The sequence below is a fragment of the Plantibacter flavus genome (assembly GCF_900177615.1).
Lineage (GTDB): Bacteria > Actinomycetota > Actinomycetes > Actinomycetales > Microbacteriaceae > Plantibacter > Plantibacter flavus.
Genome location: NZ_FXAP01000003.1, coordinates 169,445 through 194,872 on the forward strand (window position 1 = coordinate 169,445; position 25,428 = coordinate 194,872).

At 70.5% G+C, this 25,428-nt stretch carries 24 protein-coding genes and 1 pseudogene; 7 read left to right on the forward strand and 18 right to left on the reverse strand.

Annotated elements, in window-relative coordinates; translation table 11 throughout:
- Positions 1-67: 67 nt before the first annotated feature.
- The 4 genes from B9Y95_RS10765 to B9Y95_RS10780 form a co-directional block, all read right to left on the reverse strand.
- Positions 68-904 (reverse strand): carbohydrate ABC transporter permease, encoded by an 837-nt coding sequence (locus tag B9Y95_RS10765; RefSeq protein ID WP_085511878.1) that lies wholly within the window; start codon positions 902-904, stop codon positions 68-70.
- Positions 901-1,881 carry a carbohydrate ABC transporter permease gene (locus B9Y95_RS10770; RefSeq protein ID WP_085511879.1) on the reverse strand — a complete coding sequence of 327 codons (981 nt, stop codon included), beginning with the start codon at positions 1,879-1,881 and terminating at the stop codon, positions 901-903. The genes B9Y95_RS10765 and B9Y95_RS10770 overlap by 4 nt, the downstream gene beginning before the upstream one ends.
- A gap of 6 nt (positions 1,882-1,887) precedes the next feature.
- Complete coding sequence (locus tag B9Y95_RS10775) at positions 1,888-3,186, reverse strand: ABC transporter substrate-binding protein (protein ID WP_085511880.1); 1,299 nt, start codon at positions 3,184-3,186, stop codon at positions 1,888-1,890.
- 98 nt (positions 3,187-3,284) lie between these two features.
- Positions 3,285-4,517, reverse strand: coding sequence for an aminotransferase class V-fold PLP-dependent enzyme (locus tag B9Y95_RS10780; RefSeq protein ID WP_085511881.1), 1,233 nt, complete (start codon positions 4,515-4,517; stop codon positions 3,285-3,287).
- A 237-nt stretch (positions 4,518-4,754) separates the two neighbouring features.
- Here B9Y95_RS10780 and B9Y95_RS10785 point away from each other — a divergent pair, with 237 nt between their 5' ends.
- Positions 4,755-5,447 carry a FadR/GntR family transcriptional regulator gene (locus tag B9Y95_RS10785; RefSeq protein WP_085511882.1) on the forward strand — a complete coding sequence of 231 codons (693 nt, stop codon included), beginning with the start codon at positions 4,755-4,757 and terminating at the stop codon, positions 5,445-5,447.
- Positions 5,448-5,631: 184 nt separating this feature from the next.
- Here B9Y95_RS10785 and B9Y95_RS10790 read toward each other — a convergent pair whose 3' ends face one another.
- The 3 genes from B9Y95_RS10790 to aztA all read right to left on the reverse strand — a co-directional run bounded on the left by B9Y95_RS10790 (position 5,632) and on the right by aztA (position 7,930).
- On the reverse strand, positions 5,632-6,573 hold the full coding sequence (locus tag B9Y95_RS10790) for an SDR family NAD(P)-dependent oxidoreductase (RefSeq protein WP_085511883.1): 942 nt from the start codon (positions 6,571-6,573) through the stop codon (positions 5,632-5,634).
- A gap of 257 nt (positions 6,574-6,830) precedes the next feature.
- On the reverse strand, positions 6,831-7,175 hold the full coding sequence (locus B9Y95_RS10795) for a chorismate mutase (protein ID WP_064296108.1): 345 nt from the start codon (positions 7,173-7,175) through the stop codon (positions 6,831-6,833).
- A gap of 62 nt (positions 7,176-7,237) precedes the next feature.
- Entirely contained in the window at positions 7,238-7,930 is a 693-nt protein-coding gene (gene aztA, locus B9Y95_RS10800) for a zinc ABC transporter ATP-binding protein AztA (RefSeq protein ID WP_200811391.1), read from the reverse strand.
- A 50-nt stretch (positions 7,931-7,980) separates the two neighbouring features.
- Here aztA and aztB point away from each other — a divergent pair, with 50 nt between their 5' ends.
- Genes aztB through aztD form a run of 4 tightly spaced genes read left to right on the forward strand, consistent with a single transcriptional unit; the run spans position 7,981 to position 12,407 of the window.
- Positions 7,981-8,979, forward strand: a complete 999-nt coding sequence (gene aztB / locus B9Y95_RS10805; RefSeq protein WP_085511885.1) for a zinc ABC transporter permease AztB — start codon at positions 7,981-7,983, stop codon at positions 8,977-8,979.
- Positions 8,871-10,196 (forward strand): hypothetical protein, encoded by a 1,326-nt coding sequence (locus B9Y95_RS10810; RefSeq protein WP_234994081.1) that lies wholly within the window; start codon positions 8,871-8,873, stop codon positions 10,194-10,196. The genes aztB and B9Y95_RS10810 overlap by 109 nt, the downstream gene beginning before the upstream one ends.
- A 2-nt stretch (positions 10,197-10,198) precedes the next feature.
- Complete coding sequence (gene aztC, locus B9Y95_RS10815; RefSeq protein WP_085511886.1) at positions 10,199-11,131, forward strand: zinc ABC transporter substrate-binding protein AztC; 933 nt, start codon at positions 10,199-10,201, stop codon at positions 11,129-11,131.
- A gap of 28 nt (positions 11,132-11,159) precedes the next feature.
- Positions 11,160-12,407, forward strand: a complete 1,248-nt coding sequence (gene aztD / locus B9Y95_RS10820; protein ID WP_085511887.1) for a zinc metallochaperone AztD — start codon at positions 11,160-11,162, stop codon at positions 12,405-12,407.
- A gap of 84 nt (positions 12,408-12,491) precedes the next feature.
- Here the strand turns inward: aztD and B9Y95_RS10825 are convergent, their stop codons facing one another.
- The 3 genes and pseudogenes from B9Y95_RS10825 to B9Y95_RS10835 form a co-directional block, all read right to left on the reverse strand.
- A complete protein-coding gene (locus B9Y95_RS10825) occupies positions 12,492-13,886 on the reverse strand; it encodes an FtsX-like permease family protein (protein ID WP_234994082.1) in 1,395 nt (464 codons plus the stop codon).
- Positions 13,887-14,119: 233 nt separating this feature from the next.
- Positions 14,120-14,815: pseudogene (locus B9Y95_RS10830) on the reverse strand (ABC transporter ATP-binding protein); the annotation flags it as partial.
- A gap of 102 nt (positions 14,816-14,917) precedes the next feature.
- Positions 14,918-15,232 (reverse strand): hypothetical protein, encoded by a 315-nt coding sequence (locus B9Y95_RS10835; RefSeq protein ID WP_085511889.1) that lies wholly within the window; start codon positions 15,230-15,232, stop codon positions 14,918-14,920.
- Between the two features lie 127 nt (positions 15,233-15,359).
- Between B9Y95_RS10835 and B9Y95_RS10840 the strand changes: the two genes are divergently transcribed.
- A complete protein-coding gene (locus B9Y95_RS10840) occupies positions 15,360-16,514 on the forward strand; it encodes an AI-2E family transporter (protein ID WP_085511890.1) in 1,155 nt (384 codons plus the stop codon).
- Positions 16,515-16,579: 65 nt separating this feature from the next.
- On the opposite strand, the gene B9Y95_RS10845 is transcribed toward B9Y95_RS10840, so the two are convergent.
- The 8 genes from B9Y95_RS10845 to B9Y95_RS10880 form a co-directional block, all read right to left on the reverse strand.
- Positions 16,580-17,677: an ABC transporter ATP-binding protein gene (locus B9Y95_RS10845; protein WP_085511891.1), complete on the reverse strand. Its 1,098-nt coding sequence runs from the start codon at positions 17,675-17,677 to the stop codon at positions 16,580-16,582.
- Complete coding sequence (locus B9Y95_RS10850) at positions 17,674-18,486, reverse strand: ABC transporter permease (RefSeq protein ID WP_085512186.1); 813 nt, start codon at positions 18,484-18,486, stop codon at positions 17,674-17,676. The genes B9Y95_RS10845 and B9Y95_RS10850 overlap by 4 nt, the downstream gene beginning before the upstream one ends.
- Entirely contained in the window at positions 18,483-19,451 is a 969-nt protein-coding gene (locus tag B9Y95_RS10855) for an ABC transporter permease (protein ID WP_234994083.1), read from the reverse strand. The genes B9Y95_RS10850 and B9Y95_RS10855 overlap by 4 nt, the downstream gene beginning before the upstream one ends.
- Complete coding sequence (locus B9Y95_RS10860; RefSeq protein WP_085511892.1) at positions 19,451-20,560, reverse strand: ABC transporter substrate-binding protein; 1,110 nt, start codon at positions 20,558-20,560, stop codon at positions 19,451-19,453. Before B9Y95_RS10860 ends, B9Y95_RS10855 begins: the two co-directional genes overlap by 1 nt.
- 387 nt (positions 20,561-20,947) lie before the next feature.
- Positions 20,948-21,580: a GNAT family N-acetyltransferase gene (locus B9Y95_RS10865; RefSeq protein WP_085511893.1), complete on the reverse strand. Its 633-nt coding sequence runs from the start codon at positions 21,578-21,580 to the stop codon at positions 20,948-20,950.
- A gap of 49 nt (positions 21,581-21,629) precedes the next feature.
- Positions 21,630-22,745, reverse strand: coding sequence for a lactonase family protein (locus B9Y95_RS10870; protein WP_159453386.1), 1,116 nt, complete (start codon positions 22,743-22,745; stop codon positions 21,630-21,632).
- Positions 22,746-22,787: 42 nt separating this feature from the next.
- Positions 22,788-23,081: a winged helix-turn-helix transcriptional regulator gene (locus B9Y95_RS10875; RefSeq protein ID WP_085511895.1), complete on the reverse strand. Its 294-nt coding sequence runs from the start codon at positions 23,079-23,081 to the stop codon at positions 22,788-22,790.
- A gap of 33 nt (positions 23,082-23,114) precedes the next feature.
- Positions 23,115-24,401, reverse strand: coding sequence for an adenylosuccinate synthase (locus tag B9Y95_RS10880; protein ID WP_064295554.1), 1,287 nt, complete (start codon positions 24,399-24,401; stop codon positions 23,115-23,117).
- 252 nt (positions 24,402-24,653) lie between these two features.
- On the opposite strand from B9Y95_RS10880, the gene B9Y95_RS10885 reads away from it, so the two are divergent.
- Positions 24,654-25,406 (forward strand): HAD-IIB family hydrolase, encoded by a 753-nt coding sequence (locus B9Y95_RS10885; RefSeq protein ID WP_064295553.1) that lies wholly within the window; start codon positions 24,654-24,656, stop codon positions 25,404-25,406.
- The last annotated feature ends 22 nt before the right edge of the window (positions 25,407-25,428 follow it).

Sequence of the window (25,428 nt, forward strand, 5' to 3'; positions counted from 1 at the left end):
ACGCCCGCTCGCCCAGGAATGGGCGAACGGGCGTCGGCTCGCCCATTCTTGGGCGAATGAGCGGGGGTCAGCCCTTCACCGCTCCGGCCGTCAGACCCTGGACGATGTACCGGCTCGCGAACGCGAACAGCACCATCGTCGGGATGATCGTCAGCACGGCGGCCGCCGACATGGAGCCCCAGTCGATGTTGTAGCTCGTGATGAAGCCGTTGAGCGCCGTCGGGATCGTCTTGTTCGCGTCGCTGTTGATGAGTGTCACCGAGAGGAACAGCTCGTTCCAACAGTTCACGAAGTTGAAGATGAACGCCGCCACGATCCCGGGCTTCAGCACCGGGACGAGCACCCGGAAGAGCGCGCCGAACCGCGAGCAGCCGTCGATCATGGCCGCCTCCTCGAGGGCGTCGGGGATGTTCTCGAAGAACCCTCTGAGCATGACGGTGCAGAACGGGATGCACACCGCGATGTAGATGAGGATGAGCCCGAACCGGTTGTCGACGAGCTTGAGCTGCGTCATCAGCAGGTAGAGCGGGCCGAGCGCGATGAACGACGGGATCATCTGCGTGGCGAGGAACGCCAGCAGGATCGCCCCCTTGCTCCGGAACTCGAACCGCGCCAACACGTACGCCGACAGCATCGAGATGAAGGTCGCCACGACGGCTGCGATCGTCGCCACGATGAGGCTGTTGACGACGTAGGTGCCGAACTGCGCCTTGCTGAACAGGCCGAGGTAGTTCTCGATCGAGAACACCTCCGGCCAGTACGTCAACGGGTAGGAGAAGATCGCGCCCGGCTTCTTGAACGAGGTGACGACGATCCAGTACAGCGGGAACACCGTGATGACGAGCCAGAGCCCGAGGAAGAGGAACTTGACGACCTTCGCGGTCCGTGTCTCCTGGTCGATCATGCCTTCACCTTCTTCTCACGCATGGACAGCAGGTAGAACGCGGTGAACACCAGCAGGATCGCGACGACGATGAGGCCGATCGCGGAGGCCCGGCCGTAGTCGCCGCGCTGGGTGGTCGCGATCATCCAGGTCGTCAGGATGTGGGTCTGGTTCGCCGGACCGCCGCCCGTCATGCCGTAGATGATGTCGGGGAAGTTGAAGATCCAGATGACCCGGAGCAGCACCGTGAGGGCGAGCGTCGTGCGGATGTACGGGATCGTGATCTGGAAGAGCATGCGCGCCTTGCCCGCGCCGTCGAGCGCCGCGGCCTCGAAGAGGTCCTCCGGCACCGACTGCAGGGCGGCGAGGATCATGATCGCGAAGAAGGTGACGCCGTACCAGACGTTCGCGACGATGACGGCGAACATCGCGGTGTTCGGGTCGGCCAGCCACGGGATCGGGGTGTCGATCAGCCCGACCTTCTGGAGCAGGTCGTTGATCACACCGAACTCGCTGTTGAACATCCAGCGGAACAGGATGCCGATGAGGAAGCCCGAGATGGCCCACGGGAAGAAGATCATCGCCTGGTAGAGGCCGCGGAAGCGGAACCTCCGCCGCAGCCACAGGGCGATACCGAAGCCGATGACGAACTGCGGGACGATCGAGGCCACCACCCAGAGCACGGTGTTCGCGACGACCTTGCCGAAGGCCGGGTCGGCGAAGACGGCAAGGAAGTTGGCGAAGCCCACCCAGGAGGTGTCGGTGAGGTTGGCGAGGTTCCAGTTACGGAACGCCATCTGCGAGCCGGCGATCATCGGGTAGTAGATGAAGATCGCCACGAAGATGAACGCGGGGGCGAGGAAGGCGAGGAGGCCGAAGCCGCGGCGCACCGTGAAGGTGCGCCGCCGACGCCCACCGGCGGTCCGCGAGGGACCGGCCGGGGGTGTCGGGGTCGCACGCTGCTGCGTGCGACCCGCTTCGTCAGTGGTGGTCGTCATGGACGGTTACTCGCTCTTCCACTTCTCGGTCCAGTACTCGTCCCAGCCCGCGAGGAGCTTCTCCGGCGTCAGCTGGCCGATGAGGACCTGCTGGATCTCCGAGTCGGACTTCTGGATCCACTCGGTCCACCAGGAGGAGCCGCGCGGCTGCGTGACGCTCAAGTAGGTGTCCGGGTTCTCGTTCATCGTGACGTAGCTGGCCCACGGGCCGGTCTTGTAGAAGTCGCTGTCCGCCGCGCTCTTGACGATCGGGACGAGGCTGTTCTCCTGGGCGAAGGTGGTGGCCTGCTTGTCCTCGGAGAGGAACTCGATGAGCTTCGCGGCCTCGGCCTTGTGCTCGCTCGACGCCGCCGTGCCCCAGCCCGCGGTCGCCATGGGCTGCGCGGCCTTGCCGGTCGGGCCGGTCAACAGCGGAGCGGTGCTCCACTGCTCGGCCGTGATCGCCTCGGACTGCTCGACGGTCGCGATGACCTCCGGGTCCTGCAGGAGGAACGCGGTCGAACCGTTCGAGAAGCCTTCGACCATCTCGGGGTAGCCCCACGCGACGGACGACGGCGGCGAAGCCTCCTTGAAGAGGTCGAAGTAGGTGTTGACGGCGTCGAGCGCCTCCGGTGCGGAGAAGATCGTGTCGCCGCTCGTCAGCTTGAACGCGTTCTCGGTGTCGAGGTCGTCGGCGACGTAGGCCTCGATGGCCGCGACGACGTTGCTGTTCGCATTGGTGCCGCCACGGAAGGCGTAGCCGAACTGGTTCTTCGAGGGGTCCTGGATCGCCGAGGCCTGCTCGAGGAGGTCGTCCCAGCTCGTCGGGGGCCCGTCGAAGCCGGCCTCCTTGATGAGGTCGGTGCGGTAGAACAGGCTCAGCCCGTAGAAGCCGTAGGGCACGTAGTAGACCTTGCCGTCCTCGCCCTTCGCGTACTTCGTCGCGTTGTCGGTGAGGTCGTCCCAGCCCTTCCAGTCCTCGAGCTCGCCGCTCATGTCGTCGAGCCAGCCGTTGGTGGAGAACGGGCCGACGGTGATGTCGCGGACCTCGAGCACGTCGACGCCGGAGCCGGACTGCAGCATCTGGGTGATCTTCTGGTCGGCCTGGTCGGTCGGCGGCGAGATGAGCTCGACCTTGATCTTCGGGTTGTCGGCCTCGAAGTCCGCGATGAGCGACTTCAGGACCTCGGTCCGGGCGGGGTTGGTCAGGCTCTCGACCATCTGCAGGGTGACGGTGCCGTCGCTCGCGCCGCCGGCACAGGCCGACAGGGCGAGGCCGGTGACGACGGACAGGCCGATGGCTGCCGTTGCGCGTGACTTCCTCATGCTCGCTTCTCCTTTGAGTGGTGCTGGTGGGGGTGCTGCGGGGGTGGGTGCGGTGTGGTGGTACGGGTGTGGTGGTGTCGGGTCGGGCGGTTCCGCGCTCAGCTCGTGGCCGCGCGCTCCTCCTCGGCCCATCGCGCGAGCACCGGGACGGCGTGCTCGGCGAAGTGTTCGAAGTCCTCGGGGGTGTTGTAGACGTGGGTGGAGAGTCGGACGTAGCCGATCCCGTCGAGGCTCGTGAACGCGCCCTCGACACCGAGCTCGGCGGAGACGCGGTCGCGGAGGCCGTCGGCGGTCGCGTGGGTCGTCGCGAGGCCGGTCGGGAGCTTGACGAGCCGGAGGGCGTTGACGGGCATGCCCACGTCGACGTGGCTGTCCTCGCCGGTGATGGCGGTCACGGCGTCGGCGACCACCTCGACGGCGTAGTCGGCGAGCTCGGTCATGTAGTCCCTGGCGGCCGACCAGCCCCACATGTCCTCGATGAACCCGAGCGACGTCGCCGCGGCGAGGTAGCTCGTGACGTCGACCGTACCCTGCGTGTCGAAGCGCTGCGGGAACGGGTACGGCGAACCCCAGGAGTCGATGAGCGGGTAGAGCTCCTGCGCGAGCTGGCTGCGGGCGACGAGGACCGCGGCACCACGCGGGGCGCACCCGAACTTGTGCAGGTTGCCGACCCAGAAGTCGCAGTCGAGGTCGCGCATGGGATCGGCGTACAGGCCGGGGACGTGCGCGGCGTCGACGAGCGTGGGGATGCCGGCGGCACGGGCGGTGGCGGCGATCTGCTGGACCGGCAAGAGTCTGGCGGTCGGCGAGGTGATCTGGTCCATCACGATGAGGGCCGTGCGGTCGCTGAACTCGGCGACGACGGCGTCGTGGGCGGTCTGCGCGTCGGCGTCGAGCGGGATGCGGGCGGTCCGGACGGTGCCGCCCCAGCGACGCGCGAGTCGCTCGGCCCCCATCGTGACGGCGCCGTAGCCGTGGTCGGTGACGATGATCTCGAGGCCGCGCTGCACGGGGAGGCTGGAGAAGACGACGCTCGCCCCGGCGCTCGCGTTCGGAACCATGGCGAGCTGGTCGACCGACGCCCCGAGGAAGTCGGCGATCCCAACACGGGCCGCGCCGACCTTGGCCGGGAGGGCCGGGAACCAGGTGAGGGGTGCCGCCTCCATCTCGCGGCGGAGCGCCTGCTGGTGATCCTGCGCGACGATCGGGACCGCCCCGAAGGATCCGTGGTTGATGTGACGCTTGGTCGGATCCAGCGTCCAACCGGCCGTTGCCGGTCGGCCGTCGCCGAGCGTGAGCGGCGCTGGCCGTGCGATGGTGCGAGTGTCCACAGTGACGTTCCTCCGAGTCGATTATGCAGTGGATTGTCCGATAACCATAGGGGCAACGTTTGATGACTTGGGTTTCTGTCGTGTTACAAGTGATCGCCCAGGTCGTTTCGGGATCGACTCATCGGATGACTTGATGTTCGAGCATGGAGTCATCGGACGTCTCATGATCCGTGGCGGCTCGCGGATCACCGGTGAGGGGCCGCTACGATGGCGGGACGACCCCTGAGGAGGAGCCGCATGTCCGCAGTCGACACAGCGTTCCACGGCCTGCGACACATGATCGCGTCGGGACGGCTCGTGGCGGGGCAGCGGTTCCCGGCCGAGAACGAACTCTGCGACGAACTCGGCGTGTCCCGCGGGTCTCTTCGTGAGGCCGTCCGCATGCTGGCCGCCCTCGGGATCATCGAGTCGCGGCACGGCTCGGGCACCTACGTGTCGATGCTCCGGCCCGAGGAGATCATCGGCAGCCTGTCACTCACGGTCGACCTCCTCCCCCTCGACGGTCTTCTGCAGATGTACGAGCTGCGGCGGGTGCTCGAGACCCATGCCACCTCGCAGGCGGCTGCTCGCGCGAGCGACGAGGTGCGCGCCGAACTCACCGAACTCGTGGAGGCGATGGAACGCACGACCGACCCCGCCGAGTCGAGCGAGCTGGACCACCGGTTCCACGAACTCATCGCACGGACGGCCGGGAACGCCACGCTGACGGCCCTGCTGCAGGTCTTCCGGTCGCGCTCGCGGGCCTACGACGTCTTCAGCCTGCCCGCCGGCGACGAGCTGCGTCGGGTCAGCAACCGCGGCCACCGGGCGATGACCGAGGCGATCCTCTCGCGCGACCCCGTCGGGGCGGCCGGGGCGGCATCAGCGCACGTCGCGCAGACCGAGGAGTGGTTGCGCGTCCTGCAGCCGCCGGCGACCCCCGCCGACTGAGGTCGGTTGCGCCAGCGCGGTGCGCTGACGTCAGCGCGGGTCTGCGGCGCGAGCGCGGGTCTCCGGAGGGGTGCGCTCAGCGCCATGCCCCGCAGTCACGCCGGTTGAGGCGCAGTCACGCGAGCGCACCGCGCTGGGGCCGATTCCCCGCGCTCGCGCCGGCGCGGTGCGCTGACGGCTGCGGTTAGGACGCCGGGAGGATGGGCGTGCCGATGAGCCGCTCGAGGTCGGTCCACAGCGCCGCCGCGACGTCCCGGTCGGTCGTGATCGCGGCAGGGGTCTGCCGCACGGCGTCGCCCTTCGTCAACCACCGGGGACCGAAGAACCAACCACCGTCGGCCGCCTCGTCGGTGACCGCTCGGAGCGTCGGCTCGGCACCACGCCGCTTACTCTGCGCGTAGACGGACTGCAGGGTGTCGGAGAAGCGACGTCCTCGAGTCGGCTCGTTGACGCCGGGGACGCGACGGTCGAGTCCGTTGACCGAGTAGCCGGGGTGCGCGACGAGGGCCCGGACGGTGCTGTGCGACGCCGCGAGCCGACGGTCGAGCTCGAAGCCGAGCGACGAGAGGGCGATCTTCGACTGGGCGTACGCCTGCCAGCCGCTGTACCCGTCGCGGAGCTGCAGGTCGTCGCCGTGGAACCGGACGAGCAGGGTGGAGAGGCTTCCGAGGAGCACGACGCGCGGCGCGGAATCGTGCGCATCCGCCGTGCGCTGCAGCACCGGCAGGGCCTCGGCGAGCAGGGCGGCGTGGCCGACGACGTTCGTCGCGAAGACCAGCTCGATGCCGTCGGCCGTCTCCTGCCGCTCCTTCGGCATGTGCACCATGCCGGCGTTCGCGACGAGGGCGTCGAGACGGTCGAGATCCGCGAGTCGCTCGCCCGCCGCGCGCACCGAGTCGAGCGAGGACGTGTCGAAGGGGAGGTGACTGAGTCGGGCATCGGGCACCTTCGCCCGGATCGCCCGCATCGCCGCCTGGGTCTTCGTCGCACTCCGTGACGCGAGGACGACCTCCGCGCCCGCTCGCGCGAGCCCGAGGCTCGTCCAGAAGCCGAGGCCGGCGTTCGCTCCGGTGACGAGGACGACGCGTCCGGTCTGATCGGGCAGGGAGTCGGCGTTCCAGGTCATGGACTCATGATGGCGCAGGACGCTGGACGCTACCCGAAGAAGCGTCACCCCTTGCCCTGGACCATCCGAGGTGCCAGCGCGGTGCGCCGACGTGACCGCACGCGAACCGGGCCGAGCGGGGACGAACGGGCCTGACCGCACGCGAACGGGCCTGACCGCGGGTCACACGCGTGGGCGCGACCCTCCGGAGACCCGCGCTCACGCCACAGACCCGCGCTCGCGTCAGCGCACCGCGCTGGCGGAACGGAACACGAGGATCAGTGTTGGTTGGCGAGACGCTCGTGGTGGTGGATGACCTCGGCGACGACGAAGTTGAACCACTTCTCGGCGAAGGCCGGATCGAGATGGGACTCCTCGGCGAGCGCCCGGAGACGGGTGATCTGCCGCTGTTCGCGCGCCGGGTCGCTCGCAGGCATGTCGTGCTCGGCCTTCAGGCGACCGACCTCCTGCGTGCACTTGAACCGCTCGGCCAGCAGGTGGACGAGCGCCGCGTCGATGTTGTCGATGCTGCTCCGCAGGCGGCCCAATCGCTCGGTGGCCGCCTGGGCGTCCGCCGCAGCGGCGCCGGTCGTGGGTTCGGGTTGCTGCTCGGCCTGGCTCATGCGAAAACTCTAGCAACGCGCCAGGGGCCGGAGCCGGGTCGCCGGGCGATCCCCCAGCCGGTTCACCGCGGATCCTCGACGAGACATCCCGCCTCGAGGTGCACCCGCGCGTCGGCGTCTGCGACCGCGACCGGATCGTGCGTCACCTCCACCACCATCGCGCCACGGTCGGCCTCCGCCCGGAGCACCTCGCGGATCGCCAGCCCGGCAGCACGGTCGAGGCCGACGGTCGGCTCGTCGAGCAGCAACAGGTCGGCCTCACGCGCGAGCGCCTGCGCGACGAGGACCCGCTGGCGCTGCCCGCCCGACAGCTCACCGAAGGAGCGCCCGGCGAGGTGCAGGACGTCGAGGCGGGCGAGGCTCTCGTCGACGATGCGCCGATCCCCCGCGCCGAGTCGACCCCACCAGCGACGCAGCGTCGGCCAGCGTCCCATCGAGGCGACGTCGCGCACCGTGACCGGGAAGCGCTCAGGCACGGCACTGCGTTGCGGGACGTAGGCGGCCGATCGACCGTCGAGGCCGTCGACCCCACCCGAGGTCGGTCGATGAAGGCCCGCGATGACCGCGAGCAGCGTCGACTTCCCCGCACCGTTCGCCCCGGTGACGACGGTGATGGCGGCCGCCCCGACCTCGACCGAGATCCCGTGCAGGACGCGCGCGCCGTCGTACTCGGCCGACACGTCGTGGAGTCGGATGCCGGACACGACGGGCTGTCCCGACATCGGAGGGCGAGGGGTGCTCGTCGCGGATCGCATGTCATCACCCTATCAATACTGAGAATCATTTTCATGTAGAGTGCTCGACCATGACCTGGATCACCGAGCCGTTCACCGCGGCGTTCCTCCTGCGCGCCCTCGCCGGCGGTCTGCTGGTGGCGGCCGTGTGCGGTGTCGTCGGCACCTGGGTCGTCCTCCGCGGCCTCGCGTTCCTCGGGGAGGCGATGGCCCACGGCATGCTGCCCGGCGTCGCCACCGCGGCACTCCTCGGGCTGCCGCCGGTCGCCGGCGCGGCCATCAGCGCGGTCGTCATGACCGCCGGCGTCAGTCTCGTCTCGCGGCGCGGCAGGCTGTCCCACGACACCTCGATCGGTCTCCTCTTCGTCGGCATGCTGGCCCTCGGGGTCATCATCGTGTCGTCGAGCAGATCGTTCGCCACCGACCTCACGGCGATCCTCTTCGGCGACATCCTCGCCATCCGGCCCGCGGACCTGGTGGGCCTCGCCATCGCACTCCTCGTCACCGTGGGCGTCACGGTCGCGTTCCACCGCCCGTTCGTCGCGCTCGCCTTCGACCGCCGGGTCGCTCAGACCATGGGCCTCCGGCCGCGACTCGCCCACGCGATGCTCGTCGGCCTCGTGACGCTCGCGGTCGTCGCCTCGTACAGCGCCGTCGGCACCCTGCTCGTCGTGGCGCTCCTCCTCGGGCCGGCCGTCGCCGCGGCCCACTGGGCACGCCGCATCCCGCTCATCATGCTGCTCGCCGCGGGCTTCGGCGGCCTCGCCGTGCTGCTCGGCCTGCTCCTCTCCTGGTACGGCGACACCGCGGCCGGAGCGTCCATCGCCGCCTGCTCGATCCTGCTCGCCACGGTGTCCTGGGGCGCGCGGGCGCTCGTCGGACGGCTCCGGCGGCCCACCGACCGACACCTCGACCACTCCGACGACCACCTCACCGAACCGACCCACCTGGAAAGCGCACCGTGCACCGACTCCTCCGACCGACCATCCGACCAGGCGGCATCCGCCCGACCGACGAACGGCTCCCCCGCGCCACACGTACCGCGCTCGCTCTCGGCACCCTCGCGCTGACGCTCACCGCCTGCGCGCCGCAGGGGTCGTCATCACCCACCGCGACGGCCTCGGACGAACCTCGCGGACACGGCTACGTCGAAGGCGCGAGCGAGCTCCCCGAACCGCAACTGCACCTCGCGACCGCCGACGTCGACGGCACCTTCGAGCTGACCGACCTGCTCAGCGAGGAGCGCACGACGCTCGCCGAGCTCGGCCCGATCTCGGCGCTCACGGGCGACGGCCGGTTCGTCGCCGCGCAGTCCGAGCCCGCCGGCACCGTGACGATCATCGACACCGGTGTGTGGACGGTCGACCACGAGGGCCACCAGCACTACTACCGTGCCGAGGCGCGGGTCGTCGGCGAGATCGAAGGCGACGGACAGGCGACGATCACCGCCGGTTCGACGACCACCGCCGTGCGGTTCGCCGGTTCGGGCGAGACACTCCTCCTCGACACCGCCGCACTCGGCACGGGCGACATCACGCAGTCCGGTCGGATCCGGACCTCGCCCGGTGCTCCCGGAATCACCGTGCCGATCGGCGAGACGGTCGTCGCGACCGACGGGACCGGCAAGCTGCATCTCCATGGCGTCGACGGCGACCTCCTCGACCCCTCGTCGGCGTCCGTGACCGCTGCCGACGCCGTGCTCGCCGGGTGCACCGATCCGGCCGGCAGCATCACGACGAACGTCGGCGTCGTCATCGGCTGCGCGGAGGGCGCGCTCCTCGCCGTCGTCGACCGCAGCTCGAGCGAGGCCGACCCGGTCCCCACGTTCGAGGCGATCCCCTATCCGCAGGCTGTCGCCGCCGCCGACCGCGCGACGTCCTTCCACGCGCGTCCCGGCCGTCCGACGGTCGCCGCCGTCGCCGGCACCTCCGGCGCCTGGCTGCTCGACACCCGCGAGCGCAGCTGGGCGCTACTGCCGACCCCCGCGCCCCTGCAGCTGGTCACCGCAGTCGACGACCGCGACCAGCACGTCGTCGGCCTCACGACGACCGGCGACCTCTTCGTCATCGACGGTGCCACCGGCGCCGTGACGGGGACCGCGGCCGCACTCGTCGGTGCAGCCGACCTCGCCACCGGCGTCCAGCTGGAGGTCGACCAGAACCGCGCCTACCTGAACACCCCGGGCACCCGCACCGTCTCCGAGATCGACTACGGCGACGGCGCGCGGATCGCCCGCACCTTCACCTTCGACACGGCACCGGCGTTCCTCGCCGAGACGGGACGCTGACCATGCGAGCGACCATCCCCCGGACGACCGCCCTCCTGCGCACGACCGCCGTCCTCACGGCCGGCCTCGTGCTGGGCAGCGGCCTGACGAGCTGTGCGGCGAGCGCCGACGACCGCCCGCTCGTCGTCGTGACCACGAACATCCTCGGCGACGTCGTCGGTGGACTCGTCGGCGACCAGGCCGAGGTCCTGACCCTCATGCCGCCCGACGCCGATCCGCACTCCTTCGAGATCTCCGCGCGGCAGGCGGCGCGCATCACCGGTGCGCAGCTGCTCGTGTCGAACGGCCTGGGACTCGAGGAGGGACTCACCCAGCACCTGGAGACCGCGGCCGACGAGGGCGTGCCGATCGTCGAGGCCGGCTCGCTCGTCGACGTCCTCAAGACCGAGTCGGGCGCGACCGATCCGCACTTCTGGACCGACCCGACGCAGATGACGTCGGTCGTGGCCGGGGTCACCGAGGCGTTGCTCGAGGAGATACCCGCCCTCGACGCGGCCGAGCTGCAGGCGAACGCCGCCGCCTACACGACCGAGCTCGAGACGCTCGACACCGAGATGGCCGAGGCGTTCGCGGCCATCCCGGCCGAGCAGCGGAAGCTCGTCACCAACCATCACGTGTTCGGGTATCTCGCCGCCCGCTACGACTTCCAAGTCATCGGCGCCGTCATCCCGAGCGGCACCACGCTCGCGGCCCCCAGCGCCTCGGACCTCGACGAACTGTCGACCGCGATCGAGGAGGCCGGCGTCCGGACGATCTTCGCCGACTCCTCGCAACCCGACCGGCTCGTGCAGGTGCTCGCCGACGAGTCGGACGTCGACGTCGACGTCGTCCCGTTGTTCACCGAGTCGTTGACCGCCGAGTCGGGCGACGCCCCCACCTACCTCACCATGATGCGCGCGAACACCGAGCGCATCGCCACCGGACTCTCGCCCTGAGCGGGCGTCCACGAACCGATAGGAAACCATGCAGCAGCACCACCGCAGTCCCCTGGCATCGCGCCTGAAGCGCGGCCGGGTCCCGTTCCTCGCCGTCGGCACCGCCGCAGCCCTCCTCCTCACCGGATGCTCGACCGCGAGCGGCTCCGCGCCCGACCCGAGTGCGTCGACCTCCGCCGACCCGCAGAGTCGGATCACCCTGACCTATGACGGCGGCCTCCTCGTCCTCGACGCCGCCTCCCTCGAGGTGGTCGGCGACCTCCCCCTCGACGGCTTCAACCGGGTGAACGCCGCCGGCGACGGGCGGCACGTGCTCGTCACCACGACGAAGGGCTTCCAGGTCCTCGACACCGGGACGTGGACGGACGAGGACGGCACCTCGAAGCAGGCCGACCCGGTCCTGACCGACCTCGTCTTCCCCGCCGACACCGCAGGCCACGTCGTCCGTCACGCCGACAAGACCATCCTGTTCGCCGACGGCTCCGGCGACACGACGATCTTCGACAGCGCTGACCTCCTCGAGGCCACCGACGAGCTGCCCGAGACCGAGACCATCCCGTCGGAGGCCGCGCACCACGGTGTCGCCATCGAGCTCGAGGACGGTACCGTGCTGTCCACGATCGGCACCCCGGACGCGCGGACCGGTGTCCGCGTGCTCGACGACTCGCGCACCGAGATCGCCCGCAACGAGCAGTGCCCCTCGGTGCACGGTGAAGGCACCGTCAAGGACGAGGTCGTCGTGTTCGGCTGCAGCGACGGCGTGCTCGTCTACGACAGCGGCGTCTTCACGAAGATCCAGGCGCCGGACGCCTACGGGCGCACGGGCAACCAGTACGTCAGCGAGACGTCCTCCATCGCGGTCGGCGACTACAACAGCGACCCCGACGCCGAGGGCTACGACCTCCGTCAGCTCGCGTTCACCGACGCAGTCGCGAAGACGACGAAGATCGTCGACCTGCCGGAGGGTGTCGGCTACACCTGGCGCGACGTCGCCCGAGGGCCGAACGACGAGGTCATCGTGCTCGGCAACGACGGTTCGCTGCACATCCTCGACGAGCAGACGGGTGCCGTCACCGACACCATCGAGGTCATCGACGCCTGGGAGCCGCCGGCCGAGTGGCAGGACGCCCACCCGGCGCTCGTCGTCCAGGACGGTGTCGCCTACGTGACCGACCCGGCGACGACGTCGATCCATGCTGTGGACCTCGCGTCGGGCGACATCACGACGGGTGAGCTGCCCGGCGTCCCGAACGAGATCGCGGTCGTCACGGGCTGACCCGACCTCACCGAGAGCGCCCGTTCCGTCCTCCCCGCGTCATGCAGGGGACGGAACGGGCGCTCTCATCGTGCGGCCGGACGGTCAGACGCGCTCGGGCGCTCGGAGCACCCCGGAGACGACCGGACGGGTCGCGCGCAGGGCCGCCCACACGAGCCCGATGCCACCCGCGAAGCACCCGACGATGACGAGGACCGACAGCGGGGCGAGGATGACACTGATGCCGGCCATCGGCAGGACGAGCAGGACACCGAGTCCGGCCGAGCCCAGCGCGACCACCCGCAGAGGCAGCATGACTGCGCGACCGCGAGCCCGTTCCATGACGTCCCGCGGCACCCCCAGGCGGTCGAGGCTGACGTACAGGTCTCGCCGGTCGAGGACCGCCGACGCCTGGTTCACCCCGACGGAGCACGCGACCATGAGGAACGACGCGACGAGCGTGATGACCACGCCGGTGCGGATGTCGTCGATGAGGATGGCGCTCTCGCGGTCGAGGTCGGAACCGCCGGCGGCGTCCATGAGCGCCACCCCGGTCCCGGCGACGACGGCCACGAAGCTCGTCATCGCCACGCCACTGACCTGACGCCACGCCGCCTTCGGCGACTCGAGGATGGTCCGGGCAGCGAGGAGCCGCTCCGGCGTCTTGGCACGCTTGGCCGACCCACGGCCGATCACCCCGACGACCCAGGGGCCGATCAATCCGAGCACCCCGACGCCGGCGGCGAACCCCACACCCAGGACCACGATCATGACGGCGACCTCCTGCAACCCCGTCACGACGGAGAGCATGCCGTAGGCGACGATCACGACGACGGCCCCGACGACGATGCGCAGCCAGTGCACGGTCGGCGCCTGCTGCTTCGTGCGGACACCGAGCGGGCTCACGTTCACCGCGCGGAGACCGATGGCGGCACTCGCTGCTGCGAGCAGCACGACGCCGAGGACCACTGCGGCGATGATCGGTACGCCGACCCAGACGCCCTCGACCCCGATCTGGGAACCACCGAACGGGATGAGCCCGACGAGCGGCAGCATGCCGAGGTACAGCAGGATCCCGGCGAACGCACCGAGGAGGGCGACCCCGGCCGACTCGAGGACGGTCATCACCGTGACCGTGCCGGGCGTCGCGCCGAGGAGTCGGAGGGTGGCGAGGCGGTCGTCGCGGCGCCGGGCGGAGAGCCGCGCGGCCGCCCCGCCGAGCGAGCCGAGCGGGACGAGCAGCAGGGCCAGCGCCAGCACACTGAGCACCTGGTAGATGAAGGCCGTCTCACCGGTCCAGCGCCAGAACATCAGGGCGCCACCGAGCACGGTGAGCACGAGTGCGGTGGTCACGGCGAACGCGACCGCCGGGAGGACGATCGTCGCGGGGCTCTGCGCGCCCGGGCGGGCGAGCATCCAGGTGAGACGGACGACGGGACTGCGACCGCTGCCGGCGGGGACCGGGATCCGGGTCGGTGCGACCCCGAGTGCGGCGGTCACGGTCGGGCACCGTTCGGGACGACGCCGGTCGCCTGACCCGGGTGGGCCTGCGGCGGGTACGGCTGCGCAGCGGGCTGGGGGTACGGCTGCGCAGCGGGCTGGGCGTACGGCTGCTGCGGGAACGGCTGCCCGGCGTGCTGCTGCTGGTACGGGAGCTGCTGCGGCGGGAACGGCGGCTGCACCTGCTGCGGCACGGGTGCCTGCCCGGTCGCGACCTGCTGCGGCGGGGTCGGCGCGCCGACCCCGCCCGGCTGCCCGACGATCCGACCGTCGGCCAGGCGGATGGTCCGGGAGCACCGCGCGGCAACCGTCTCGTCGTGCGTCACGAGGACGAGCGTGCGTCCCTGCCCGGTCGTCGCATGGAGCAGGGCTCCCATGACGTCGGCCGAGGTCCGGGAGTCGAGCGCGCCGGTCGGCTCGTCGGCGAAGACGATGGGGGCGCCGGTGACCTGGGCGCGGGCGATCGCGACGCGCTGCGCCTGACCGCCGCTCAGTTCGCCGATCCGACGGGTCTCCATGCCGGCCAGTCCCAGGGCAGCGAGCCATGCTGCCGCGCTCGTCTCAGCGGCGATGCGCGGTGTCCCGCCGAGCATCAGCGCGATGGCGACGTTCTCGACGGCGGTCAGCTCGGGGATGAGCAGGCCCTGCTGGAAGACGAAGCCGAAGGACTCGCGCCGCAGCTGCGAGCGGTGCCGTTCGTCGAGCTGGTCGACGCGGACGACGCCCGTCGGGGTGCTGAAGGCGATCGAGCCGGTGTCTGGGGTGACGATCCCGGCGAGCGCATGCATGAGCGTGGTCTTGCCGGAGCCGGAGGCACCCATGATGGCGACCGACTCACCGGGGAGGATGTCGAGGTCGACGCCGGCGAGGGCGACGGTCGGCCCGTACTGTTTCGTGAGTCCGCGAGCGGAGAGGATCGAAGTGTTCATGCTTCCATCGTCGGCGGCGGGTGTCGCTCTTCGCGTCGGCCGGGCGATGCAAGCTCCGCCGTGCGGGTCATCCGCGAGGTGGACCCGGCGTGGACCTCGCGGTCAGTTGCCGCGGCGGCGGTACTGGGCGAAGACCGCCGCGTCGGCCGCCCAGCCCGCGCCGAGGAACCGGAGGCCTGTTCCGGCGTCGGTCCCGTCGGCTCCGGCAGCGGGTGCCTGCGTCGGCTCGACCGAGGCGGTGAGGTCGACCCCGGCAGCGCCGGCGGCGACGTGTGCCGTAGCGCTGACGCGCTCGGCGACCACTCCCTGTTCCGCGGCCTCGTCGCGCCGGCTCGGCATCGGCTCCGTCAGCGGGACCGCCCGCAGTGGTGCGGTGATCCGGGTGTGGGCGGCGTGCGAGCGGGTGATCGATGACATGTTCCCATCGTCCTGAACCCGAGCATCCGGCACATCCCGCAGTCGGGTGATCCTCCGGGCCCCGGCCTCATCCTCCGGTACCACGACAGCCGTCGGACAAACGGGCGGTGGGCAATACGCTTGCGACATGACGAGTGCACCCCATCGCCACCAGCCGCTGCGTCCGGCGGCACGTCAGCAGCGGGTCCGGTTCCGCGCCCATCGCCCGGCCGAGGTGACGACCACCGTCAGGGCGACGCTCCAGCGCCCCTTCGCGATCGGCTTCGTCGGAGCACTCGGTGCCCTCGCGGCCATCCTGCTCATCCTCACCCTCGGCTCGCTGTCGACCATCCTCGTCTCCATCGCGGTCGGCCTCTTCATCGCGCTCGGCCTCGACCCGGTCGTCGTCCGGCTCGAGGCACGCGGCATCAAGCGCCCGTTCGCGATCGCGATCGTCTTCGCCGTCTTCGCCGTCCTGCTCGCGCTCCTCCTGGCCCTCGTCATCCCCGTCGTCACCCGGCAGGCCGTCGAGCTCGTGAGCAACGCCCCGACCTTCCTCACCGGCATCCAGGACCAGGAGTGGTTCCGGTCCCTCAGCGACTACCTCGGTCCAGGCGTCGACCTCCAGGGCGCGCTCGACTGGCTCTACGGGGTGGCCGCCGACCCGAAGACGTGGGTCGTCCTGGCCGGCGGTGCCCTCAACCTCGGCGTCGGCATCGCGAACGGCTTCTTCGGCGGCTTCATCGCCCTCGTCCTCGCGCTCTACTTCCTCGCGTCCATGCAGGCGATGAAGAACGCCTTCTACTCCCTCGTGCCCCGTCGCTCCCGGCCGCGCGTCGTGTCGATCACCGACCAGATCACCGCCTCGATCGGCGGATACGTGAGCGGCATGGTGGTGCTGGCCGGGATCAACGCCGTCCTCGGGCTCATCATGATGCTCATCGTCGGGGTGCCGTACGCCGGGATCCTCGCCGTCGTCATCTTCTTCGTGACGCTCATCCCGCTCGTCGGCTCGATCATCGCGACCGTCGTCGTCGCGACCGTCGGGCTGTTCGACTCACCGACGACGGCACTCATCGTCATCGTCTACTACCTGGTCTACATGCAGATCGAGTCGTACGTGCTGACCCCGCGGGTCATGAACAAGGCGGTCTCGGTGCCCGGCGCCCTCGTCGTCATCGGCGCGATGGTCGGCGGTTCGCTCATCGGGCTACTCGGCGCCCTCGTCTCCATCCCCGTGACGGCGTCGATCCTGCTGATCATCAAGCAGGTCGTGGTGCCACGGCAGAACGCGAAGGCGTAGCCCTTCGACAAGCTCAGGGACCGGTGGCGGGCTCAGGGACCGGTGGCGGGCTCAGGGACCGGTGCTCAGGCCGTCTGCACAGGGACCGGGCGACCGGCGAAGCGGATGCGGACGGACTCCTCCGCCTCCAGCCGTTCCGTCGCACCGTGCTGCACCGCGACCAGCGTGCCGTCCGGCAGCTCGACGGTCGTGCGACGCACCGGGCCGAGGAAGCTGGACGTGAGCACGACCGCAGCGGACCCGACCGCGGGCTCCGTCGCGTCGGTGAACACGACGTCCTCAGGCCGGACGAGCGCGACGACGGCCCCGTCCCCCGGCTGCTCGCCGATCACCGGCAGCACCTGCCCGAGCACCTCGACCCCGCCGGGCACGAGCTCCCCCGCGATCCGGTTGCTCAGGCCGATGAACTCCGCGACGAACGGCGACGACGGCCGCGAGTAGAGCTCCTCCGGTGTGCCGATCTGCTCGATGACGCCGGCGCGCATGACGGCGACCCGGTCTGCGACGGCGAGCGCCTCCTCCTGGTCGTGCGTCACGAAGAGGGTCGTGATCTGCAGCTCCGACTGGATCCGACGGATCTCGTCGCGCAACTGGACGCGCACCTTGGCGTCGAGGGCGCTGAGCGGCTCGTCGAGGAGGAGGACCCGAGGACGCGTGACCAACGCCCGGGCGAGGGCGACGCGCTGCTGCTGCCCACCCGACAGCTGGTGGGCGTAGCGGGCGGCGAGGTGGCCGAGGCCGACGAGGTCGAGACTCTCGGCGGCACGCGTCCGTCGCTCGGCCGCGGGCACCTTCCGCATGCGCAGGCCGAACTCGACGTTCTCGAGCACCGTGAGGTGCGGGAACAGCGAGTACGACTGGAACACCATGCCGATGTCGCGCTTGTTCGTCGGCACGGACACGACGTCGACCCCGTCGATGAGCACACTCCCCGAGGTGATGTCCTCGAGTCCCGCCAGGCTGCGGAGCGCGGTCGTCTTCCCGCACCCCGACGGCCCCAGCAGCGCGACGAACTCGCCGGGCGCGAGGTCGAGGCTCACGCCGTCGAGGGCGCGGGCACCCGAGCCGTAGTCCTTCACGACGCGATCGAACCGCACCGCTGCGCCGGCCGGGCGTCCGTCTCCAGGCGTCGCTGCGGGTGCCGACTGGTCGATGGTGGTCATGGTGTCTCCCTGATGCGTCGGATCGATCCGACGCGGCCGATGATGAACAGCAGGACGAAGGCGAAGGCGAGCGCCAATAGCGCGAAGGCCACCGCCACGAAGGGGTCGCTCTTCGACACCTGCACGAGCGAGGTCTGCAGCGTGTTGCGTCCGAGGAGCGAGGCGATCGTGTACTCACCGAGGACGACGGCGACCGAGATGACCGACGCCGTCAGCACGCCGCGACGCAGATTGGGCAGCAGGACGCGGACGAGGACGGTCCCCCAGCCGGCGCCGAGCGTGCGCGCGGCCTCGGCGAGGGTGCCGACGTCGACCGACTGCAGGTTCGCCGCGATCGCCCGGTAGGCGTACGGCAGCACCGTGATCCCGTAGGCGAACGCGAGCGTCCACGGCGCACTGCCGAGGAGCCTGGCCACGACCGAGTAGACCGGCGCGAGTCCGACGACGAGCACGATGGCCGGGACGGTGATCGGGATGATGCAGACGAACTCGAGGACGCGCTGCAGCTTCGGGAAGCGGAGCTTGACGAGGATCATCGTCGGTAGCAGGAGCACCACGACGATCAGCACGGTCACCGCGGCGAGCACGACGGAGTTGCCGATGCCCTGGAAGAGCACCCGGTACTTCCGCGAGTTCTCCGGGTCGAGGATCGCGGCCCAGTGCCCGAGGTCGTGGCCGCCGTCGATCCCGGCGCGCAGGGTGAACTCGACCATCGACAGGATCGGGACGGCGAACACGACCGCGACGACGACGAGGATGATGCGGCTCGTGAGCTTCGACGGCGTGGCCGAGTCGCGGACGGCGCTCATCGCTGCCACCGTTCCGTCCGCGCCTGCAGGGCGGAGTAGGCCGTCATCATGACGACCATCACGACGATCATCCCGATCGCGAGCGAACCGGCGAGGTTCTCCCGGCCCAGTACGGTCTCGCTGATGAGGGCACCGCGGATCTGCAGCGGCACGATCTGCGCCCCCTGGCTGATGAGCGCGGCGGCGGTGGCATAGCTCGAGAACGCGTTCGCGAACAACAGCAGGAGCGACCCGAGGAAGGAGGGGGCGAGGATCGGCATCGCGATCCGGGTCCAGTAGGTGAAGCGCGTGCCGCCGAGGGTCGCGTTCGCCTCGGACCAGGTCCGCTTCAACCCCTCCATCGCGGGCATGAAGGTGATGACCATGAGCGGCACCTGGAAGTACAGGTACGGCAGGAGGAGCCCGGGGACCTGGTAGAGCCAGACGCCGTCGGCGAAGAGGTCGACCCCGAGGCGGTCCTTGAGGAACACCGTCACGAGGCCCTGGATGCCGATGGTCGCGATGAAGGCGAAGGCGAGCATGACGCCGCCGAACTGGGCGAGGACGCTCGAGGCCGCATCGACGAAGGTGCGGATGAGCCCGTCGGGTCGGACCGCGAGGAGCGCGTAGCAGACGAGGGCCCCGATGACGGCTCCGGCGACCGCGGTGACGGCGGAGACCCAGAAGGAGCTGGCGAAGGCCCCGAGGACCGCCGGCTCGGCGAGCGCCGTGAGGTTGTCGAGCGTGAACGCACCGTCGCCGTCGAAGAAGCCGGTGGCGAGGGCGAGGAACGTCGGGACCGCGAGGAAGAGCAGGGCGTACAGGGCGAACGGCGTCAGGCCGAGGAGCGCCAAGCGCGGACGGCGGCGGGGGCGCGCCGCGGCGGGTTCGGTCGAGGCATCCGATGCATTGGTCGGCGGGAGCGAGACGGCGGGGCCGGTGTGTGCCGACCCCGCCTCACTCCGCCTGGTGGCGGAGGCACTCATCAGGAGATCGCTGCCGCCCACTTCTCGGCGAGCAGCGAGGTGGCCTGCTCGGTCTGCTCGGGCGTGAACTGCACGAGGTCGGCGGGCATCTCGCCCACGGCGTCGAGGGCCTGCTGGTCGACGGTGTCGGCCTCGACCATCGCGGCGAGGGTCGACGGGTACGCGCCGGCGGCGAGGTACAGGTTCTGCGCCTCGGGGCTGAAGATGAACTCCTGCCAGAGCCGCGCGGCCGCGGGGTGCGGGGCATCCACGTTGACAGCCTGGTTGTAGTAGCTGCCGACGGCCGAACCCGGGAGGACGGTGGTCTTCCAGTTGCGCTGGCCCTCGTTCTCGGTCGCCGCGGCGAGGTTGTTGTAGCTCCAGTCGATCACGACGGGGGTCTCACCCGAGGCGATGGTCGCGGGGGTCGGGTCGAGGGGCAGGAAGTTGCCCGCCTGGTTGAGCTTCTGGAAGAAGTCGACACCGGGCTGGATGTCGTCGGCCGAACCACCGGACTGCAGGGCGGCGAGGTAGACGCCGGCTGCGGCGGCACCGGCCTGGGTCGGGTCGCCGTTCAGCGCGACCTTGCCCGCGAACTCGGAGCCGAGGAGGTCGTCGAGGGACTTCGGTGCCGGGACGGCGTCCGCGTCGTAGCCGATGGAGACGAGGCCGGTGTAGTCGTAGACCCACAGGCCGGTCTTCTCCTTCGAGCCCTCCGGGATGTCGTCCCAGTTGGCGACCTGGTACGGCGCGAACTGGTCGAGGTTGTCGAGGGCGACGGCGGAGCCGAGATCGAAGACGTCGGGAGCGGTGTCCTGACCCTGCTGGTTCTTCGCGGCCGTGATCTCCTCGGCGCTCGAGACGTCGGGGTCGGCCGAGTTGACCGTGATGTCGTACTTGTCCTCGAACGCGGAGATGATCTTCCCGTAGTTCGCCCAGGTGTCGGGGAGGGCGATGACGTTGAGCTGGCCCTCGGCCTTCGCCGCCTCGACGAGCGCGTCCATCCCGCCGAAGTCCTCGGCGGAGGTCGCCTGCTTGGCGTCGACGTCGGAGCCGGCTCCGGTGTCCGCTCCGGCGGAGCATGCGGTGAGCGCGGTCGCTGCGAGCGCGACGATGGCGAGGGCGGTCATACGCCTGGTGTTCACGGTTCCTCCAGTGACGTCGGCGGCCGCCCGTGCTGTCGGGCCGTCGGATACCGCGTCCGTCGTCTGGAGGACAAGCTAGGGTCGCGACGTAGCGCGATCGGGGCCTGCCGGTGTCGCGCAGGTGAACAGTGCCCGTCGCCATCGCCCAGGCCGTCCTCTGGCCCCTGAGCCTGTCGAAGGGCAGGGGCAGCACCGGGAGGACCGCCCTTCGACAGGCTCAGGGACCGGGCGGGGTGCTCAGGGACCGGGCGCGGTGCTCAGGGACCGGGCGCGGTGCTCAGGGACCGGGCGCGGTGCTCAGGGACCGGGCGCGGTGCTCAGGGACCGGGCGGGGGGCGCAGGGGCCGGGCGAGGAGGGGCTCCGGGGCCGCGTCAGCCGCGGAGGGCGACGGGGCCGGGGCTCCTGGCGAGGCGCTCCTCGAGACCGGACCGGACCTCCGGCCACTCCTCGGCGAGCACGGAGAACAGCGCGGTGGTCCGCCACGTACCGTCGGCCCGCTGCTTGTCGCGGCGGATGAGCCCCTCGAACGTGGCCCCGAGGCGCAGGATCGCGGTGCGCGAGCGCTCGTTGCGTTCGTCGGCCTGGATCTTCACTCGGCCGAAGCCTGCCTCGAACGCGAGCCCGAGGAGCAGCAGCTTCGTCTCGGCGTTGACGGCGGTGCCCCAGACGCGCGGGTCGTACGCCGTCCAGCCGAGGTGGGCGGCCTCCCCCGGTTCGTCGAAGTCGCCGAGCGTGGACGTGCCGACGAGGAGCCCGTCGTGCTCGCCGCCGACGAGCCGGATGACGTAGGTGTTCCGCACGCCGGTCGTGAAGTAGCCGTCGGCGAATGCGTCGAATTCGGCCTGCGTCGTCGGCAATCCCGCCGGCCCGCCGCCGTACCCGCCGGCGAAGACCTCCGGGTGCACGATCGCCGTGAACAGCTCCGGATAGTGCGCGCGGTCCAGCGGTTCCAGGCGGATGGTCCGGCCGTCGATGGGGCGGGGCTCAGGGCGTCGTGCGGTCACCGTTCCACCGTATCCGGTGGCGGGCGTCGCGCGAGGACCGGTCTCGCGATCAGGCGAGGATGAGGCAGGTGGGCGAACCGGCGTCGAGCGTCCCGAGGAGCGTCGTCGGGACCCCCGTGCGCTCGTCGAGCCGGAAGCTCGCGATGGAGTTCGACAGCTGGTTCGCGACGTGCAGGAAGCGACCCGACTCCCGGTGGTGGCGCGGCATCGTCCCGCCGCACTCGACGTCGGCCACGGCCTCGACCCGCGAACCGTCGCCGGTGACGCGCAACGTCGCGATACGGTCGCTCCCGCGGACGCCGACGTGCAGCTGCTCCCGCGAGGCGGCGAGGCTGATCTCGGCACCCGTGTCGCCCTCGGACACGCCCTCCGACGTCGCGACGGTCGCTGCGAGCATGTGCCAGTGCCCGTCCGTGCCGTCGACGCCGAGGGTGAAGACCTCGACCGAGTACTCCGTGATGACGTGGAGGTGGCCGCTCGGGTGGACGACGAGGTGTCGCGGACCCGTGCCTCGCGGGAACACCACGGTGTGGTCGAGCACCAACCGCGACCCCCGGAGCTGCCAGATGCGGACCGTGTCGTGGCCGAGGTCGGTGGTCGCGATGCGGCCGTCCGGGAGGAGTGCCGAGGCGTGCGCACGCGACGGTCGGGACGGCAGCGCCTCGCCGACGGCGGCCTCCAGCGCGAGGAGCGTGAGTGCGTCCTCTCCCGCGTCGGCTGACTCCGCAGCGAGCGCGGTGGGCGACGCCCAGGGGTCGACCGAGGTCTCACCGAGCTTCGGTTCACCCGCGAACGCCGCGTTCTCCGCGAGCGGGACGGTCACAACCCGACCGTCGCCGTAGCAACTCGCGATGAGGACGTCGGCACCGGGGACCGTCGCGACGTGGCACACCGAGTCGCCGGCTTCGATGGGCTTGCCGAACGGCGCGAGCCCGAACTCTCCGGAGCGCTTGAACGCCTCGACGGCCCCGGTCGACTCGCTCGCCGCGTAGACGATCGGCAGCGTCGGGTGCAGGGTCAGGAACGAGGGCGACTGCGCCTCCGACGACTGCACGAGGCGGAGGGTGCCCGCCTCGTCCTGGCGCAGCAGACTGATGCCGGCACCGGTGCCGTCGGCCTCCGAGGTGTAGGAACCGAGCAGGAGGTAAGGGTTGTCGTCGCTCACCCCCACAGTCTCCCACCTGCGCCGTCTGACACCGGCGCCCGCTCAGGAGGCGCGGCGGGCGCGGACACCGGCCGCGTACTCCTTCGGGGTCATGCCGATCGCCTCACGCACGATCCGGATGAGCGTCGCGCGGGTGATGCCGAGGGCGTTCGCGAGGGTGACCAACGAGAGGTCGGGATCGTCATCGAGGGTCGCCAGAGCGCGCCGGACCCGCGGGTCGAGCGCACCGGCGTCGCGCTGGGCACGAACCGCCGGGCGAGGCCTGACCTCACCGCTCGTGAGCTCCTCGACCGGTGGCAGCCCGGGCAGGGACGGCTGACTGGATTCGTCCACCATGACGCGTTCGACGCTCGTCGTCCGCTGCTCGGATCAGTCGACGAGGTCGTGACGCACGACGATCGCGTCGCGGCCGGGACCCACGCCGATCGCGGAGATGCGCGAACCACTCATCGCCTCGAGCGCCAGCACGTAGTCCTGGGCGTTCTTCGGGAGGTCCTCGAAGCGGCGGACACCGGTGATGTCCTCCTGCCAGCCGGGGAACTCCTCGTAGATCGGGACGGCGTGGTGGAAGTCGGTCTGCGAGACCGGCACCTCGTCGACCCGGACGCCGTCGACCTCGTAGGCGACGCACACCGGGATGGTGGCGAGGTCGTCGAGGATGTCGAGCTTCGTCAGGACGAAGTCGGTGACACCGTTGATGCGCGCCGCGTACCGGGCGATCGGGGCGTCGTACCAGCCGACGCGACGCGGGCGGCCGGTCGTCGTGCCGAACTCGAAGCCCTTCGAGCGGAGGTAGTCGCCGGACTCGTCGAACAGCTCGGTCGGGAACGGGCCGGCGCCGACGCGGGTCGTGTAGGCCTTGACGATGCCGATGACGCGGTCGAGGCGGTTCGGGGCGACACCGGAGCCGGTGGCCGCACCACCCGAGGTCGCGTTGGAGGAGGTGACGAAGGGGTAGGTGCCGTGGTCGACGTCGAGCATCGTGGCCTGGCCGCCCTCGAAGAGGACGATCTTGCCGTCGTCGAGCGCCTCGTTCAGCACGAGCGCGGTGTCCGCCACCATCGGGCGGAGTCGCTCGGCGTAGGCGAGGAGGTCGGCCACGATCTCGTCGACCGTGATGGCGCGGCGGTTGAAGACCTTGACCAGCAAGTGGTTCTTCTGGTCGAGGGCGCCCTCGACCTTCTGGCGCAGGATGTTCTCGTCGAAGAGGTCCTGGATGCGGATGCCGACGCGGTTGATCTTGTCGGCGTAGGCCGGGCCGATGCCACGGCCGGTGGTGCCGATCTGGCGCTTGCCGAGGAAGCGCTCCGTCACCTTGTCGATGGTGCGGTGGTACTGGGTGATGACGTGCGCGTTGGCGCTCACGAGGAGGCGCGAGACGTCGATGCCGCGGGCCTGAAGTGCCTCGAGCTCGTGGAACAGCACCTCGATGTCGATGACGACACCGTTGGAGATGACGGGGACGACGCCGCTCGTCAGGATGCCGGACGGCAGGAGGTGGAGCGCGTACTTCTCGTCACCGATGACGACCGTGTGCCCCGCGTTGTTGCCGCCGTTGAACTTCACGACGTAGTCGATGCGGTCACCGAGCAGGTCGGTGGCCTTCCCCTTGCCTTCGTCGCCCCACTGGGCGCCGACGATCACGATTGCTGGCATCTGGATGCCGCCCCTTCCGGATTCTCGTGTGCCCGGCGGATCCGCTGGGGAACCACGCCCTGACAGGCCGGACGCCCACCCTCTGCGGGCGGGCGTCTCGTGCACGCACCCCTCCATCGTACCGGAGGAGGGTCACGGGCACCGAGTCCCAGGCTGCGCTCGATACCATGAGGGGATGTTCAGGCCTCGGGCGGCCGTCCTGCCTGCCGATCGCCCTCGACGACCGTCCTCTCGACCGACCGAACGGAACCCATGACCTCCCTGCCGCGCCTCGTCGCCTTCGACCTCGACGACACCCTCGCCCCGTCGAAGTCCGCGCTCGACCCTCGCATGGCCGAACTGTTCGTCGCACTCCTCGAACGCACCTCGGTGTGCATCATCTCGGGCGGCCAGATCGTGCAGTTCCAGAACCAGGTGCTCGACCGGCTCGGAGCCGCGTCGCCCGAGGCCCTCGGCCGACTGCACCTCATGCCCACCTGCGGCACCCGGTACGACCGCTTCGACGGCACCGCGTGGGTCACCGTCTACAAGCACGACCTCACCGACGACCAGAAGGCCCGCGCCATGGGCGCGCTCGAGACCGAGGCCAAGCGACTCGGCCTCTGGGCCGACGAGACCTGGGGACCGATCCTCGAGGACCGCGGCTCGCAGATCACCTTCTCCGCCCTCGGGCAGGCCGCGCCGGTCGCCGAGAAGACCGCCTGGGACCCCGACGGCGCGAAGAAGGAGTCGCTGCGCGCCGCCGTGCAGGCGCTGCTCCCCGACCTCGAGGTCCGCTCCGGCGGCTCGACCTCCGTCGACATCACCATGGCGGGCGTCGACAAGGCGTTCGGCATGACACGGCTCGCCGAGCACACGGGCATCCCGCTGGAGGAGATGGTCTTCGTCGGCGACCGTCTCGACGAGGGCGGCAACGACTACCCGGTCCTCGCACTCGGGGTGCCGTCGGTGGCCGTGCACGGCTGGCAGGATACCGCGGCGTACCTGGAGTCGCTCGGCCTGTAGGGCGTCGGCCCTGCCCTTCGAC